The organism is Pseudomonas imperatae, assembly GCF_057128625.1.
This window is the reverse complement of record NZ_JBSKHP010000032.1, coordinates 1-15,988: the sequence shown is the minus strand read 5'-3', so window position 1 is coordinate 15,988 and position 15,988 is coordinate 1. Positions and strand designations below refer to the sequence as shown.

Here is a 15,988-nt window from a genome sequence, read left to right as displayed (position 1 = left end):
AATCGGAGGTGGGGCCGGACGCCGCCTGGCGGCAGCTGCTACGGGCTGGGATTAACCCAGGGCGGCCAGGCGCTTGACGATCGCCGCTTCGATGCCGGCCTCGTCCAGCCCGCATTCTGCCAGCATCTGCGCCGGCTTGGCGTGCTCCACGTACATATCCGGCAAGCCCAGGTGCAGCATCGGCTTGAGCAGGTTTTCGGCGGCCAGGAATTCACCCACCGCAGCACCGGCGCCGCCCATGATGCTGTTTTCCTCGAGGGTGACCAGCAGCTCGTGGCGCGCCGCGATGTTGCGCACCAGCGCTTCATCCAGCGGCTTCACGAAGCGCATGTCGACCACGGTGGCGTCCAGCTTCTCGGCCACCTTCAGGGCCTCGGCCAGTTGCACGCCGAACACCAGCAAGGCGGTCTTGCTGCCTTCGCGGCGAACCACGCCCTTGCCGATTTCCAGCGGTTCAAGGCCCGCCTCGATGGTCGCGTTCGGGCCGGTGCCACGTGGGTAGCGCACGGCCGCCGGACCTTGGTACAGGTGGCCGGTGGTGAGCATCTTGCGCAGTTCGTTCTCGTCGCTCGGGGTCATGATCACCATCCCCGGGATGCAGCGCAGGTACGACAGGTCGAAGCTGCCGGCGTGGGTCGGGCCGTCTTCGCCCACCAGGCCGGCACGGTCGATGGCGAACAGCACGTCGAGGTTCTGCACCGCCACGTCATGGATCAGCTGGTCGTAGGCACGCTGCAGGAAGGTGGAGTAGATCGCCACCACCGGCTTGGCGCCTTCGCAGGCCATGCCCGCGGCCAGGGTCACCGCGTGTTGCTCGGCGATGGCCACGTCGAAATAGCGCTCGGGGTAACGCTCGCTGAAATCGACCAGGTCCGAGCCTTCCTTCATCGCCGGGGTGATGCCCACCAGGCGTTGGTCGGCCGCCGCCATGTCGCACAGCCACTGGCCGAACACCGCGGAGTACTTCGGCCCCGTGGGTTTTTTCGGCGCGACAGGCGCGTTCAGCGGTTCCAGCTTGGTGATGGCGTGGTAGCCGATCGGGTCGACCTCGGCCGGCGCGAAGCCCTTGCCCTTCTTGGTGACCACGTGCAGGAACTGCGGGCCCTTGAGGTCACGCATGTTGCGCAGCGTGGCGACCAGGGTGGGCAGGTCGTGGCCGTCGATGGGGCCGATGTAGTTCCAGCCCAGCTCCTCGAACAGGGTGCCGGGTACCAGCATGCCCTTGGCGTACTCTTCGGTACGACGGGCGATCTCCCAGGCGCCGGGCAGGCGCGACAGCACTTTCTTGCTGCCTTCGCGCATGCTCGCGTAGGTACGGCTGGAGAGAATCTTGGCCAGGTAATTGGACAGGCCGCCGACGTTGCGCGAGATCGACATGTCGTTGTCGTTGAGGATCACCAGCATGTCGGCGTTCACCTCGGGCGCATGGTTCAGCGCCTCGAAGGCCATGCCGGCGGTCAGCGCGCCATCGCCGATCACGGCAATGGCCTTGCGCCCGCTGTTCTGCAGGCGCGCGGCGATGGCCATGCCCAGGGCGGCACTGATCGAGGTGCTGGAGTGGCCGACGCCAAAGGTGTCGTACTCGCTCTCGCTGCGCCGCGGGAAGGCGGCCAGGCCGTCTTTCTGGCGCAGGCTGGCCATGCGCTCGCGGCGCCCGGTCAGAATCTTGTGCGGGTAGGCCTGGTGGCCCACGTCCCACACCAGGCGGTCGTCCGGCGTGTCGAAGACGTAATGCAACGCAATCGTCAGTTCGATGACGCCCAGGCCGGCACCGAAGTGCCCGCCGGTCTGGCCAACGGTATAGAGCAACTCCTGGCGCAATTCATCGGCCAGGGTTTCCAGCTCGGCTTCACCCAGTCGGCGCAGGCCTGCCGGCGTGTCGGCACGGTCCAGCAGGGGCGTCAGCGGGCGTTCGCGGGGAATCTCTTGAAACGTCGTGGGCATCAGGCGAATCGTTATAAATATGAAGTGGCGGCAGTTTAACCTATGCAGCGCCGACTGCCCACGCGATGACGCGTCGGGGAGTCAGCGCCGCTGTTCAACTGCGACGTTCGACAATGTAGCGGGCCAGTTCGCGCAGCGGCTCGGCCGCCTCGTCGAATGGCTGCAAAGCCTCCAGGGCCTGGTCGCGCAACTGCAGCGCATAAGCCTTGGCCATGCCCAGGCCCAGCAGGGCCGGGTAGGTCGGTTTGTCGCGGGCGATGTCGGCGCCCTGGCGCTTGCCCAGGGTGGCGGTGTCGCTTTCCACGTCGAGGATATCGTCCTGGACCTGGAACGCCAGGCCGATTGCCTGTGCATAAGTCTTCAGCGCCTGGCGCTGCGCCGGGTTGGCGCGGCCACTGGCCAGGGCGCCCAGCTGCACGCTGGCTTCGATCAACGCGCCGGTCTTGTGCCGGTGCATCAGCTCCAGCGCGCCCTGGTCGAGCTTCTTGCCTACCGAGCCGAGGTCGATGGCCTGGCCACCGACCATGCCGCCGGGGCCTGCGGCCTGGGCCAGGGCCATGGCCATCTGCAGGCGCACGGCTTCACCCTGTGGGCTCAGGCGCTCGTCCAGCAGGGCTTCGAAGGCCAGGCTCTGCAAGCCGTCGCCGGCCAGGATCGCGCAGGCTTCGTCGAAGGCCTTGTGGGTGGTGGGCTGGCCGCGGCGCAGGTCGTCGTCGTCCATGGCCGGCAGGTCGTCGTGCACCAGCGAGTAGGCGTGAATCAGCTCCACCGCGCAGGCCGCACCGTTAGCCTGTTCGGCCGGTGCGCCCAGCGCTTCGCAGGCGGCGTACACCAGCAGCGGGCGCACGCGCTTGCCGCCGTTCATCACGCTGTAGCGCATGGCTTGGTAGAGGCGCGCCATCTCGGGCACGGGGGCATCGAACAGGCTGTTCAGGGCGCTATCGACGCGCGCCTGGCAGCTGGCCTGGTAAGTGCTGATCATTCGGGTTGTTCCGCATCAAAGGGCTCTTGCGTCAGCTCGCCGTCGCGCTCCAGCAGGATCTGCACCTTCTGCTCGGCCTGGGCCAGGGCGGCCTGGCAGTCGCGGGTCAGGCCGATGCCTTGCTCGAAGGCGGCCAGGGAATCTTCCAGCGACAATTCGCCGGTTTCCAGGCGTTCGACCAGCGTTTGCAGATCGGCCAGCGATTGCTCGAAATCCACGGAAGCTTTCTTACGGGCCATGGCGGCTCTCTCGACAGGAGTTGAAACCGCGCGACACTAGCAGAGCCGGGCGGCATGGGCAAATCAGCGGGTGCAAAACACTGTTGCGTTTCCCTTTACCCGGCTGTCGCAACGGGCTTGTGAACAGGCGGCTCTCGTTTTACTGTATATAAAACCAGTGCAGAGAAAAAGCCCCATGCAGCTGATCGAGAAACTCAGCATCCTCGCCGACGCCGCCAAGTATGACGCGTCCTGCGCCAGCAGCGCTGCGCCCAAGCGCAGCTCCGAAGGCAAGGCCGGGCTGGGCGCCACCGACGGCATGGGCATCTGCCACAGCTACACGCCCGATGGCCGCTGCGTGTCGCTGCTGAAAATCCTGCTGACCAACTTCTGCCTGTTCGACTGCCAGTATTGCGTCAACCGCCGCTCCAGCGACGTGCCCCGCGCACGCTTCACGCCGGAGGAGGTGGTGACCCTGACCCTGGACTTCTACAAACGCAATTGCATCAGCGGGCTGTTCCTGAGCTCGGGCATCATCCGTTCGGCGGACTACACCATGGAACAGCTGATCCGCGTGGCCAAGCTGCTGCGCGAGGAGCACCAGTTCCGTGGCTACATCCACCTCAAGACCATTCCCGAGGCCGACCCGCTGCTGATCGAGGAGGCCGGGCGCTACGCCGACCGCCTCAGCGTCAATATCGAACTGCCTACCGACGCCAGCCTGCAGACCCTGGCGCCGGAGAAACAGGTGGTCTCCATTCGCCAGGCCATGAATACCATCCACGTGGGCCGCGAAGCCGTGGCCAACGAGCCCAAGGCGCCCAGCTTCGCGCCGGCAGGGCAGAGCACGCAGATGATCGTCGGCGCCGACGACACCGACGACAGCACCATCCTGCACAGTGCCGAAAGCCTGTACGGCAACTTCAAGCTCAAGCGCGTCTACTACTCCGCGTTCAGCCCCATCCCCAACAGCCCCAAGAGCGTGCCGCTGGCGGCGCCGCCACTGATGCGCGAGCACCGCCTGTACCAGGCCGACTTCCTCCTGCGCGGCTACGGCTTCAAGGCCGGGGAACTGTTCCAGGGGCCGGGCCACCTGGCGCTGGACATCGACCCCAAGCTGGCCTGGGCGCTGGAGCACCGCGATGTGTTCCCGCTGGACCTCAACCGCGCAGAGCCTGCGCTGATCGCGCGCATTCCCGGCATCGGCATTCGCACCACCCAGCGGCTGGTGGAGCTTCGCCGGCAACGGCGCATTCGCTATGAAGACCTGACGCGCCTGCGCTGCGTGCTGGCCAAGGCCAAGCCGTTCCTGATCACCAGTGACTACCACCCGCACCAGGCGGAAAGCAGCAGCCTGGCCCTGCGCGAACAACTGCGCGACCGGCCGGCGCCGCAGCAGATGGGGTTGTGGGGATGATCACCCTCGACTGCGACGACCTGTTCGCCACCTGGCGCCAGCAGGCGCGCTGGCTGCTGAGCCATCAGGTAGACCCCAGCGAGGTCAGCTGGGAGGTCGCGGACCTGTTTGCCTCTGATCGGGAGCTGCCGGCATCGCCCGGCCCATTCCAGGCGCGGGTGCCGCTGGCCCTGGCCGAACAGTTGGAAACCGCCGCGCGCTACCGTGGCGAGCAGCGCTGGAGCCTGTTGTACGAGGTGTTGTGGCGGGTCAGCCATGGCGACCGCACGGCCATGCTGCCGGGGGACAGGCTGGGCAGTGAGTTGCACCGGCGCATCAAGCAGGTCTCGCGCGAAGCGCATCACCTGCATGCCTTCGTGCGCTTCGTGGCGCTGCCCGCTGCAACCGAGAATGCCGGCCAACCCGAATACGTGGCGTGGCACGAGCCGGCCCATGACATCCTGGAAAGCGCCAGCGCGCACTTCATCGGCCGCATGGGGCGCCACCGCTGGTTGATCGCCACGCCGCGCGACGGCGTGTACTACGATGGAGAGGCTTTGCATTACCAGCGCCAGTGCCCGCCAGCCTGGCAACAGCTGGCGCAGCAGGTGGAAGACCCCCACGGTGAGTTGTGGCTGACCTATTACAGCCACATCTTCAACCCGGCGCGGCTCAACACCCGCGCCATGCAGGGGCACCTGCCCAGCCGGTTCTGGAAGCACTTGCCTGAAGGGGTATTGATACCAGGGCTGATCAGCGAGGCGCGTACCGGCAAGCAGCGGGACGGGCAGGCCAGTGCCATCGGCAGCCGCCAGGGCAAGCGGATACTGCCAGGCCGGTGAGCACTGGTCGACATTTCCACGCTGTGGCCGATTGTTAAACCAGGGGCGAGCCGCTACTCTTCGCGCGCCCTGAAAACGGGCCATAAAAAGTGTCGCCGGACCTGACACCCACCACCACGCATTGCAGGAAGCACACATGCGATTTCTTATCGGGCTGAGCGCCGTGTTCTGGGCGTCCGCCACCCTGGCTGACACCTCGGCCACGCTTGATGGCCCCACGGGAGGCTGGCGTTACTTCGGCCTGCTCGACCGCACCGAGAACCCGCGCGTGGCGTATCCCACGCCGCCCATCGACCGTGGCATCCAGCGCAACCGCAGCATGATCGAGGGCCAGATCAAGGCCACCTCGGCGCAGCGCCAGCCTCACACGCTGGCGGTGAATGGCAACGCCCTGAGCCTGTACACCGACGACGATGGTCGCTTCGCCCGGCCCTACGCCTTCGGCGCCGGTTCCAACAGCGTCGAGGTACGCAGCAGCGAAGGCAAGTCGCTCAAGCGCGTGCAATTCTACGAAGCCAACGACCAGCGCACTCCAGCACGCATTCGCATCTTCCTGGCCTGGGACGACCCCAAGGCCGAGCTCGACCTGCACATCATCACCCCCGACGGCCAGCATGCCTTCTACGCCAACCCGGTGCTCAGCAACGGTGGTGGCCTGGACACCGACAGCGTCGACGGCCCGGGGCCGGAAATGTTCACCATGACCGCGCCGATGCACGGCACCTATCTGGTCTACGTCAACTACTGGGGCAACTACAGTAATGGTGGCTATAACTTTGAGGAGCACGCCAACCAGAACGAGGTCATCACCTCGGAGATCAACCTGGTGCTCAACGAAAACACCGTCAACGAAAAGCGCGAGAGCTTCATCGTGCCCTTGCGTGCCATCGGCGACCTGCTGCTGGTCAAGACCTTCACTTATTGAACCCTGCACCGCATGGATGAATCGGGCTTTGCGAACATGAGCGAAACGACAGCTGTACCAGCCGCCACCCCGGCACCCTCCACCGGCAAGCGCCGCAACCTGTTGCTTGCCGTCGGCCTGTGCCTGGTGGCCGCCGTCGCGGGCGGCCTGGGCTGGTACCTGCACAAGCCCAAGCTGCCGGCCATGGCGCTGGCCATGGACCAGTTCGGCCTCAGCCGCCCGGACGCGCTGCTGGAAACCCGCTCGCTCAGCCAGTTGCCCCGCGACCTGCTCAGCGTGCCGTTCCTGCGCGAAACACTGACCGAGGACTTCGTCTTCTATTACGAGACCCATGGCGACCGCCTGGGCTTGATCGGCAGCCTGCGGCGCATCATCTACGAGCATGACCTTAAGCTGCAGGACAACCTTATCGAGGCCCTGTTCGACCAGCCGGCCGACGTCGCCTTGTGGCGCGGCGCCGATGGCCGGCTCAAGGACTTCCTGTTGGTGATGGACCGTGGTGGCCTGGCCAAGGTGCTCGAACCGCTGGCCCACGTGGCCCTGGATGACCAGCAGTTGAGCAAGGCCGGCGAGCTCAAGGTGGGCGGCGAAACAGTGCCGCTCTATCGCCTGGCCTACAACGCCAGCAAGTCGCTGTTGTTCGCCTCCCGTGGCGACAAGCTGGTGGTGCTGTCCAATCCGGACAAGCTCTATGACCATGACGCCAATGGCGACGTCGCCCCGGGGGCGGTGTCCAGCCAGGCCCTGGCGGCGTTGCTCAGCGGCAACCAGCTGTTCCCCGAGGCGTTTGGCCTGCAACCCATGGAGGCCGGGCTCAAGCAGCGCATCGCGATCAACTCCAGCGTGCTTGCCATGGGCTACCAGCGCTTTATCCCCACGTTTGCCGGCATTCGCCTGGAGATGGACGACAAGGGCTGGCACAGCTACCTGGCTTTGGACGAGACCGACAACGCCCCGGACCTCGACTTCAACCCCATCTGGCAAGCCATGCCCGTGGGCGCCAGTGCTTGCGTGGCGTTGCCCCTGGCCGCCGAAGCCCAGCAGCCGTTGCTGGTGAAACTGGGGGCTGACGAGCAGACCGCCAAGGCACTGACCGGGCACATGACCGGCGCGGCCGGCCTGTGCTGGTACCCCGACTCGCACCTGTACACGCCGTTGCTGGTCGCCGGCCTCGACACGGCGGACGGCAGCAAGCTCGACGCCAACCTGGGCACCCTGTTCGGCGGCATGGTGGGCGCCTGGGAAAGCAAGGTGCCCGGTGGCCAGTTCCCGGTCAGCGAGCAGACGCCGCCGCAGGGGCATCAGTGGCAGCGCCAGGTCAGCTCCAACTTCGGCCAGTACCGCAACCGTGATGCCGAAAAGCCTGACAGCATCACCGGCAAGGGCTTCTTCAAGGTCAGCCTGGCACGGCATGGTTCGACGCTGCTGTTCTCCCTCGACGACCAGCTGGTGGAGAAGGCCATGGGTGCCCTGGACAAGCACGTCGCGCCGCTGGCCGACATCGCCCCCAAGGATGCGCTGATGTCCGTCTACCTGGGCCCCGATTCCCTGGCGCAGCTGATGCAGCAGGAGACCTTCGACAGCCTGCCCCAGGACATGGAGCCGGTGTTCCGCAACGCCGCCCAGACCCATCTGGTGCCCAAGCTGCAGAAGCTCGCTGGCTACGGCAAATATGCCCTGACCCTGCCCAAGGGCAGCGAGCCCGACGGCCATTGGCAATGGCTGCCCCTGCAATGGCGCGCCCTGTGAAAACCATCGGCCTGGCCCTGCTGGCGCTGTTGTTCAGCACCCGGTTGCTGGCCGCGCCCACGCCTGGGCTGGATGCCCAGCAGAGCCAGGTGTTTCGCGCCTGGTTCGTGCGCATTGCCCAGGAACAACTGGTCCAGGGCCCCAGCCCGCGTTGGTACCAGCAGGACTGTGCCGGCCTGGTGCGCTTCGCCGCCAACGAGGCGCTGAAGGTCCATGACGACAAGTGGCTGCGCGCCAACGGCCTGTCCAACCGCTACCTGCCGCCCGAGCTGGCGCTCACCGACGCCCAGCGCGCTTTGGCGCAGCAGTGGCAGCAGGGCGGCGGCAAGGTCGGGCCCTACGTCAACGCCATCAAGCTGATCCAGTTCAACAGCCACCTGGTAGGGCGCGACCTGAATCAGGCGCGTCCCGGCGACCTGATGTTCTTCGACCAGGGTGACGACCAGCACCTGATGATCTGGATGGGCCGCAACATCGCCTATCACACCGGCACCACCACCCCCACCGACAACGGCATGCGCTCGACAAGCGTGCAGCAACTCATGACATGGAAGGACACCCGATGGATACCCGACGCAGCCAACCCGAATTTCATCGGTGTGTATCGGCTCAATTTCCTCCGATGAGGGCTGCCCTGGTGGTGCGCCTGTGCCTCTGGCTGTTGTGCCTGCTGGCGCCCGTTGGCCTGGTGCAGGCCGACGACTCGGTGCCGGCCAGCGACTACGCGCCGCTGGCCGGTGAAAGCTTCTTCCTGCTGGCCGACAGCAGCTTTGCCACCGACGAGCAGGCCATGGTCCGCCTCGAAGCCCCCGGCCGCGACTACCGCCGGTTTCGCATGGAGCCCTACGGCGGCGCCGACATCCGTGTGTACCGTATCGACCAGCCGCTGGAGTTTCTCAAGCGCCAGAAGAATCTGCACCGGGTTGCCAGCGAGGGCCAATTCAAAGGGGAGGGCCTGTCCAACACCCTGGCCTACCTGTGGGACAACTGGTACCGCAAGTCGCGGCGGGTGATGCAGCGTGCCTTCACCTACGAGTCGCGCAAGGAAGTCACCGACCAGGTGCCGGAACTGAAGATGGGCAACGCGATCGCTGCGCCCACCCAATACGATGCCCAACCGCAGTACGCGCCAATTCCCGGCCTGCCGCTGGTCACCCAGTTCCGCTATCCGCTGTGGCAGGCCAAGCCGATCCAGCCGCCCAAGGGTGTCGACCTGGCTGGCTCGTCCAGCGAGTTCATCAGCGTCGCCCCGGGCAACGTCTATATTCCGCTGGGCAAGCTGAAGCCGGGGCTGTACCTGGTGGAGGCGCTAATCGGTAAATACCGCGCCACCACCGTGGTGTTTGTCTCCAACACCGTTGCGGTCAGCAAGATCGCCGGTGATGAGCTGCTGGTGTGGGCCGCGCGCAAGCACGAAGGCAACTCGGTGCCCAAGGTCAAGGTGCTGTGGACTGACGGCTTGGGCGTAATGAGCAGTGGCGAGACCGATGCCGATGGCCTGCTGCGGCTCAAGCACGCCAGCCCCGAGCGTTCCTACGTGATCGGCGAGGATGCCGAGGGCGGGGTGTTCGTCTCCGAGAACTTCTATTACGACAGCGAGATCTACGACACCAAGCTGTATGCCTTCACCGACCGGCCGCTGTACCGGCCGGGTGATTGGGTGTCGATGAAAATCGTTGGCCGCGAATTCAAGAACGCTCGCGATTCGGTATCGCCGGCCGCCGGGGCGGTGCATGTCAGCGTGATCGACGCCGCTGGCACCACCCTGCAAGGCATGGACTTGAACCTGGATGGCAAGGCCGGCACCCAGGGCCGTTTCCAACTGCCGGACAATGCCGTCGCCGGCGGCTACGAGCTGCGGTTCACCTACCGCGACCAGACTTACAGCAGCGCCTTCCGGGTCGCCGAGTACATCAAGCCGCACTTCGAGATTTCCCTCGACCTGGCCAAGCAGGACTTCCGCACCAACGAACCCGTGAAAGGCAAGCTGCTGTTGATGTACCCCGACGGCAAGCCGGTGGCCAACGCACGCCTGACCCTCAGCCTACGGGCCCAGCAGTTGTCCATGGTGGAAAACGAACTGCAGTACCTGGGCCAGTTCCCGGTGGAGCTGACCAGCACCGAACTGACCACCGACGCCAAGGGCTACGCCAGCATTGAGTTACCTGCGGCCGAGAAGCCCAGCCGCTACATGCTCACCGTGTTCGCCAGCGACGGTGCCGCCTACCGGGTCAAGACCACCAAGGAAATCCTCATCGAGCGTGGCGCGGCCCAGTACCAGCTTGCCGCGCCCGAGCGGTTCAGCGCGGTGGGCGACAAGGTTGCCTTCAGCTACCAGAGCGAACAGCCTACACCGATCAAACCTTCGGCCTACACCTGGGTGCGCCTGGAAGACCAGACTACCGGCGGCGGCAAGCTGGCGGCGGGTGACAATGGCTTCAGCCTGGCCTTCGACCGCCCGGGCACCTACAACCTCAGCCTGGTCGACGAGCACCAGCGCATCCTCGGCGCCACTGGCCATTCGGTGACCGGCGACGGCGTCAAGGCCGTGCCGGGCACTGTGGAGATCGTTCTCGACAAGGCCGAGTACAAGGCAGGCGACGAAGCGCTGGCGCTGGTCACCTTCCCCGAGCCGGTCAGCGATGCCCTGCTGTCGCTGGAGCGCGACAAGGTCGAGGCCACGGCGTTGCTTACCAAGGGCGGCGACTGGCTGAAGGTCGACACCATCAGCCCCACCCAGTACCGCGTGCACATCCCTGTGAAGGATACCTTCGCCCCCAACCTGACGTTCTCGGTGCTCTACACCAAAGGTGGCGAATACAGCTTCCAGAACGCCGGCATCAAGGTGGTGGCGCCGCAGATCGACATCGCCATTGCCACCGACAAGGAACAGTACCAGCCGGGCGACACCGTGACGGTCGACCTGGGCACCCAGTACGTTGGCAAGCCGATTCCCGCGCACCTGACGGTCAGCGTCGTGGATGAAATGGTCTATGCGCTGCAACCGGAGATCGCCCCCGGCATCGACCAGTTCTTCTACCACCCGCGGCGCAACAATGTACGCACCAGTGCCAGCCTGTCCTTTATAAGCTACGACGTCGCCTTGCCCGGCAGCCCGGCAGCGCCCGGCAAGGCCAACCGCAGCGAGCGCGGCGTGAAGGTGCTGGAACGACCCCGTCGCGAAGACGTCGACACGGCTGCCTGGCAGCCGGAACTGGTCACCGACGCCAACGGCCACGCGCGCTTCACCTTCCGCATGCCTGACTCGCTGACCCGCTGGCGCATCACCGCGCGGGCGATTGCCGACGATGGCCAGGTGGGGCAACGGCAGCAGTTCGTGCGCTCGGAAAAACCGCTGTACCTGAAATGGAGCGGGCCAACCCGTTTTCGCGCCGGCGACCATCCCGACCTGGGCCTGTTTGCCTTCAGCGCGGCTGAGCAGCCGGTGAAGGCTGACTTGCTGGTGCACGCCTTCGGCCAGGAGCAGCGCCTGCCGCTTACGCTCAACAAAGGCATCAACTACATCCCGCTACCCGCCTTGGGCAACACCGGCCAAGCCGGCAGCGCCGATTTGAGCGCTGAACTGCAGCAGGAGGGCAAGACCCAGGATGCCCAGGCAGTGCGCATCGATACCGTCGCCGACGGTTGGCAGACCGTGCACACCCAGGCACTGGACGTCAGCGCCGGGGATATCCCGCTGACCCTGCCACTGGATGCCAGCAACCTGCGCCTGCGCCTGGATGACAGCCCGCAGGCGCTGTTCCGCGCCAGCCTCGACGACCTGCTCGAATACCCGTGGGGTGGGGTAGAGCAAACGGCCAGCCAGCTGTTGCCGTTGAGCATCGCCTATCCATCGTTGACTGCTGACACCAGCGTGCGTGACCGCTTGCGCCTGATCCTGCAGAACAGCCGCCTGCGCCTGATCCAGATGGCCGGCCCGGAAGCGGCGTTCACCTGGTGGGGCGAGGACCTGGCACCGGACGCCTTCCTCACGGCCTACGCCTACTATGCCGACTGGCACGCCAGCAAGGCGTTGGGCCTGAGCCTGCCGCCAGACCACTGGCAGCGGGTGATGGACGTGTATGGCAAGCAGGCTGCGACCACGCCGCTGCTGCAACGGGCGCTGATCCTGTCGTTCGCCCGGGAAATGCAGATGCCGGTCAACACCTTGGTCAGCGGCCTGATGGACGAGTTGGCCAAGGCCGGCCCGGGGGCCAATGCCAGCCTGCTCGATGACGGTGAGGACAGCATCGTCATGGGCGCGCCCGACTCGGCCCTGGGCCTGGCCAGCGCGCGCGTGCTGACCGCCGCCCTGGCGCAGCAGAACAAGGTCAGCCAACCTGAAACCTTCACTCGCCAACTGGAGGATGCCCGCCAGCGCGTGGCCACCAGCAGCCAGCCGTTCGCCGCGGCACTCGACCTGTCGCTGAAACCGATCAATGCCGACCAGGCACGTGACTTGCTGCAGCGCCTGCTGCCGCAGCAGTCCACCCTGGAGCGCGCGCTGGCGCTGACCTGGCTGCAGAATGCCCTGGCCCAGGCGCCCAAGGGCAGCTCGCTGGCGCCCGGTGCGGACTGGCACGCAGGGCAGGGCACCACCGGCAGCGCATTCTGGCAGTGGCAGGGCAAGGCGGTGCCGACCGCGCTCAGCTTGAGCGGCACCAGTGAGCGGCCCGTGCGTGCGCTGTTGACCTACAACAGCAAGCAGGCCACGCCTGACGACCTGCCCGTGGTGGTCAAGCGTCGTCTGCTGCGGCTGGTGCCGGGTGACGAAGCGTTCACCTTCAAGCTGGAAACCGTTGGCGACAAACCGTTGGCCAGCGACAGCCTGTACCTGGACGAGATTACCATCAGCACCAAGGGCCAGCCGCTGCGCTACGGCATGCTCGAAGTGCCGCTGCCGCCGGGGGCTGACGTCGAGCGCACCACCTGGGGTATCAAGCTGACGGGGCAGGGCGCTGTCGATGCCGCGCCGCTGGAAAAGGCGCGCTTCGAGCCGGGGCAACTGGCCTACGGTATTGCCGTGGATAGCCTCAGCGGTGAGCTGCGTTTCCGCCACCTGGTGCGCTTCTCGCAGAAGGGCCAGTTCAATCTGCCGCCGGTGCGCTACACCCAGTTGTACGCACCCCAGCACAAGGCTGAAGAGAAGAAAGCGGCGCTTGGGCAGGTCACGGTCAAGTGATGCGCTTCTATATAGGGATGCTGCTGTGCCTGTGCTCGCTGATGTCGCAGGCAGGAGAGGCACCGTTGCGCCTGGCCTGGTTGAATGGGCAGGGCTATGAACTGGTGCAGTTCAACCGTACCCAGCTCGTCAGCCGCGAGCCGTTGGCCGGCGACCTGCAGACCCCGCTGGGCAGCCTGTGGAAACTGTTTGTCTACGCCTGGCTGGTGGACACCGACCGGCACGAGGCGGCCTACGACTGCCAAGGCCAGGATCGCGACGAGGTCTATTGCTGCACGCCAGGCGGGAGCATCGCGCGGGACCAGGCGTTGGTGCACTCCTGTGGGCTGTACTTCGCCCCCGCGCGGTTGCACATAGACCCGTCCCAATGGCGCAGCTACTGGCAGGCGCGCAACGCACCCGCCTGGCTGGCCGACATCGCCCAGCTGCAACCGCAGACCCGGGTGCCGGTCGCCCAGTTGCTCGACAGCCTGCGCGCGTTGCCGGCCCAGCAGCAGGCCAGGCAGTTGTTGCTGGATGTGGTGCTCGATGCTGGCGATGGCCAGGCAGTGGGCAGCCTCGGTGGGCGCTTGCGGGTCAAGACCTGGAGCTGGCTGGCCGATGGCGACGCCAAGGCGCGGCAGGGTGGCTTTGCCGGGTGGTTGCAGGATGGCACGCCTGTGTGGGGCGGGGGGCCGGGCACCAGCCAGATGGTCCTTCGCCATTACGCCGATGTGCTCGGTGGCTTCCTGCCCGCGCCTTGGCCCCTGGATGCTGGGCGTTGCGTGGAGGTTGAGCTGTTTGCCCGTTACCCCCTCAAAAGCGTGCTTGCCGCTAGCGGCAGTCCAGCCCCTGACGGAGTGCTGCAGGGGCATTACCGTGCCGTCTTCAGCAACGGCAATGACCTGGACATCGACAGCAGCGGCGACCTCTACCTGCAACATGGCAATGGCGAACCACGGCTGGTCGCCCGGCTGGATCGCGAAGAGTACGTAGCCCGGGTGCTACAGCGCGAAGCGAAGAGCCAGCCAACGGAAGCCGCAAAAGCGTTGGCGGTGGCGATTCGTACCTACCTCTTGCAGAACGCCGGGCGCACTGGCGACTGCCTAAGCATCGAGGACAGCAGCAGTCGCCAGCGGGTAGCGCCGCGCGCGGCCAGTGAAGATGCTCGTCGTATGGTCGCCTGGACCAGCGACCTGGTGCTGGCCGGCAGCCCGGTCACCTATCACTCCGACACGCCGGGGCCGGACAAGCTGTCCTGGGCCCAGGCGGTGCAGCAGGCTGATAGCGGCCTGCGCTACGACACTATCCTGCAACGTGCTTACCCCCGTGCGAGCCTCAGTCGTTGGGACAATCCCGTGGCATCCTGCGAAACGCTGCCCGCAGCCAAAACCTGGCTGATGAACCAGCGCCGTCAGTGGCGGCCTACGCTGGATAGCGAAGTGGGCTACAACGAAATCAGCACTTTCGCCGTATGCCGCCTGGGGTACGGACGCCCGTACGTGGACCGTGAGCGCCAGCGCATCTATGTGCGCGGCGTGCTCACCCTGCAGGATCGGCTCGACCTGACTCATGAATACCTGCACCTTGCGTTCGAAGCCCACCCCAACGGCCAAGACGAACACTACATTGAAGGGCTTGCCCGCCACTTGCTCCTGGACTAGGCCATGACACCGCGTATCTCAACTATCGCCCTGTTCCTTGGCGCCGTGCTGGCGCTACCGGCGGCCCGTGCCGACAACCCCGTCAGCTTGAGCACGCCGGTAGGCGGCTGGCGCAGTGGCAGTCCCGAAGGCGAGCACTTCCGCCAGACCGTCAACTACCCGGCCTCGTCGGTCAACACGCCGTCGGACCAGGCGGACACCGCGCGCATCATGGGCGACATCAAGGGCATGCCGAAAAGCGCCGACCAACCAGGCAAGGTCATCGTCAATGGCGTGGCCATGCCGTTGAAGCTGGATGGCAACGGGCACTTCGACCGACCGTTCTCGTTCCCCAGTGGCACCAACAGCATCGAAGTGCGCAGCCCCGACGGCCAGCAGAAACGTCGCGTGCAGTTCCTCAACACGGGCAGCGCCAGCCCGGCGAAGCTGCGCATCCTGTTGTCATGGGACAGCGATAACACCGACCTCGACCTGCACGTCATCACGCCGGACGGCGCACACATCTGGTACGGCGACCGCACCGCACCCAACGGTGGCTCGCTGGACGTTGACGTCACCACCGGCTACGGCCCGGAGATCTTCGCCATGCCGGCGCCTGAGCGAGGCCAGTACCTTATATATGTAAACTACTTCGGCGGCGGCTACCGCGCCGACGATGACGAGGAAGGCGGACAGGAGAACGCGGTCAAGCCGCTGACCACCGCACAGATCACCGTCATCACCGAGGAGGGCACCCCAAGCGAGAAGATGGAAACCTTCATCGTCCCCATGCGCGCCCCTGGCGAACTCACCCTGGTCCACAAGCTCAACTACCCCTGACCGCAACCCCACCGCGTGCCATGCACCAAAGCGCCCCCGGGAGATGCCACTGACATAACTGGCCCGAAACAAACGTAGGAGCCGGCCTTGGCCGCGATGCGCCGCGCGGGCGGCGCTCGATGCCATGAGGCATGAATCTCTCCAGACAGGCACCTGGTGGCCCTGACGCGTTGGCCCGCAGGGATGCTTTTGATCTATATGGCATTTGTGTGAAATTAACCCTTGACCCGCCCCCAAATCTCTCTATAATTCGCCCCACTTCCGGCGCAACCGAAACGGAAAACTCCT

The 15,988-nt window shown here is 65.8% G+C and carries 11 protein-coding genes; 8 read left to right on the top strand and 3 right to left on the bottom strand.

What is annotated here, in order from left to right:
• Positions 1-51 precede the first annotated feature (51 nt).
• The 3 genes from dxs to ACWKWX_RS28295 all read right to left on the bottom strand — a co-directional run bounded on the left by dxs (position 52) and on the right by ACWKWX_RS28295 (position 3,165).
• A complete protein-coding gene (gene dxs, locus ACWKWX_RS28305) occupies positions 52-1,944 on the bottom strand; it encodes a 1-deoxy-D-xylulose-5-phosphate synthase (protein ID WP_483829502.1) in 1,893 nt (630 codons plus the stop codon).
• A gap of 94 nt (positions 1,945-2,038) precedes the next feature.
• Positions 2,039-2,926 (bottom strand): polyprenyl synthetase family protein, encoded by an 888-nt coding sequence (locus tag ACWKWX_RS28300; protein ID WP_416427091.1) that lies wholly within the window; start codon positions 2,924-2,926, stop codon positions 2,039-2,041.
• The gene (locus ACWKWX_RS28295; RefSeq protein ID WP_027982047.1) at positions 2,923-3,165 is read right to left on the bottom strand and encodes an exodeoxyribonuclease VII small subunit; all 243 of its coding nucleotides are present in this window, start codon (positions 3,163-3,165) and stop codon (positions 2,923-2,925) included. Before ACWKWX_RS28295 ends, ACWKWX_RS28300 begins: the two co-directional genes overlap by 4 nt.
• A gap of 175 nt (positions 3,166-3,340) precedes the next feature.
• Between ACWKWX_RS28295 and ACWKWX_RS28290 the strand changes: the two genes are divergently transcribed.
• The 8 genes from ACWKWX_RS28290 (at position 3,341) to ACWKWX_RS28255 (ending at position 15,700) form a co-directional block, all read left to right on the top strand.
• Positions 3,341-4,561, top strand: a complete 1,221-nt coding sequence (locus tag ACWKWX_RS28290) for a putative DNA modification/repair radical SAM protein (protein WP_416427090.1) — start codon at positions 3,341-3,343, stop codon at positions 4,559-4,561.
• A complete protein-coding gene (locus ACWKWX_RS28285; protein WP_483829501.1) occupies positions 4,558-5,382 on the top strand; it encodes a TIGR03915 family putative DNA repair protein in 825 nt (274 codons plus the stop codon). Before ACWKWX_RS28290 ends, ACWKWX_RS28285 begins: the two co-directional genes overlap by 4 nt.
• Positions 5,383-5,518: 136 nt before the next feature.
• Positions 5,519-6,307: a YfaP family protein gene (locus ACWKWX_RS28280; protein WP_416427088.1), complete on the top strand. Its 789-nt coding sequence runs from the start codon at positions 5,519-5,521 to the stop codon at positions 6,305-6,307.
• Positions 6,308-6,343: 36 nt separating this feature from the next.
• A complete protein-coding gene (locus ACWKWX_RS28275) occupies positions 6,344-8,056 on the top strand; it encodes a DUF2138 domain-containing protein (RefSeq protein WP_416427087.1) in 1,713 nt (570 codons plus the stop codon).
• Entirely contained in the window at positions 8,041-8,682 is a 642-nt protein-coding gene (locus tag ACWKWX_RS28270) for a DUF1175 domain-containing protein (RefSeq protein WP_483829514.1), read from the top strand. The genes ACWKWX_RS28275 and ACWKWX_RS28270 overlap by 16 nt, the downstream gene beginning before the upstream one ends.
• Positions 8,679-13,238 (top strand): alpha-2-macroglobulin family protein, encoded by a 4,560-nt coding sequence (locus tag ACWKWX_RS28265; protein ID WP_483829500.1) that lies wholly within the window; start codon positions 8,679-8,681, stop codon positions 13,236-13,238. Before ACWKWX_RS28270 ends, ACWKWX_RS28265 begins: the two co-directional genes overlap by 4 nt.
• Complete coding sequence (locus ACWKWX_RS28260) at positions 13,238-14,881, top strand: DUF2300 domain-containing protein (RefSeq protein ID WP_483829499.1); 1,644 nt, start codon at positions 13,238-13,240, stop codon at positions 14,879-14,881. Before ACWKWX_RS28265 ends, ACWKWX_RS28260 begins: the two co-directional genes overlap by 1 nt.
• Positions 14,882-14,884: 3 nt before the next feature.
• Positions 14,885-15,700 (top strand): YfaP family protein, encoded by an 816-nt coding sequence (locus tag ACWKWX_RS28255; protein ID WP_416427084.1) that lies wholly within the window; start codon positions 14,885-14,887, stop codon positions 15,698-15,700.
• Positions 15,701-15,988 lie beyond the last annotated feature (288 nt).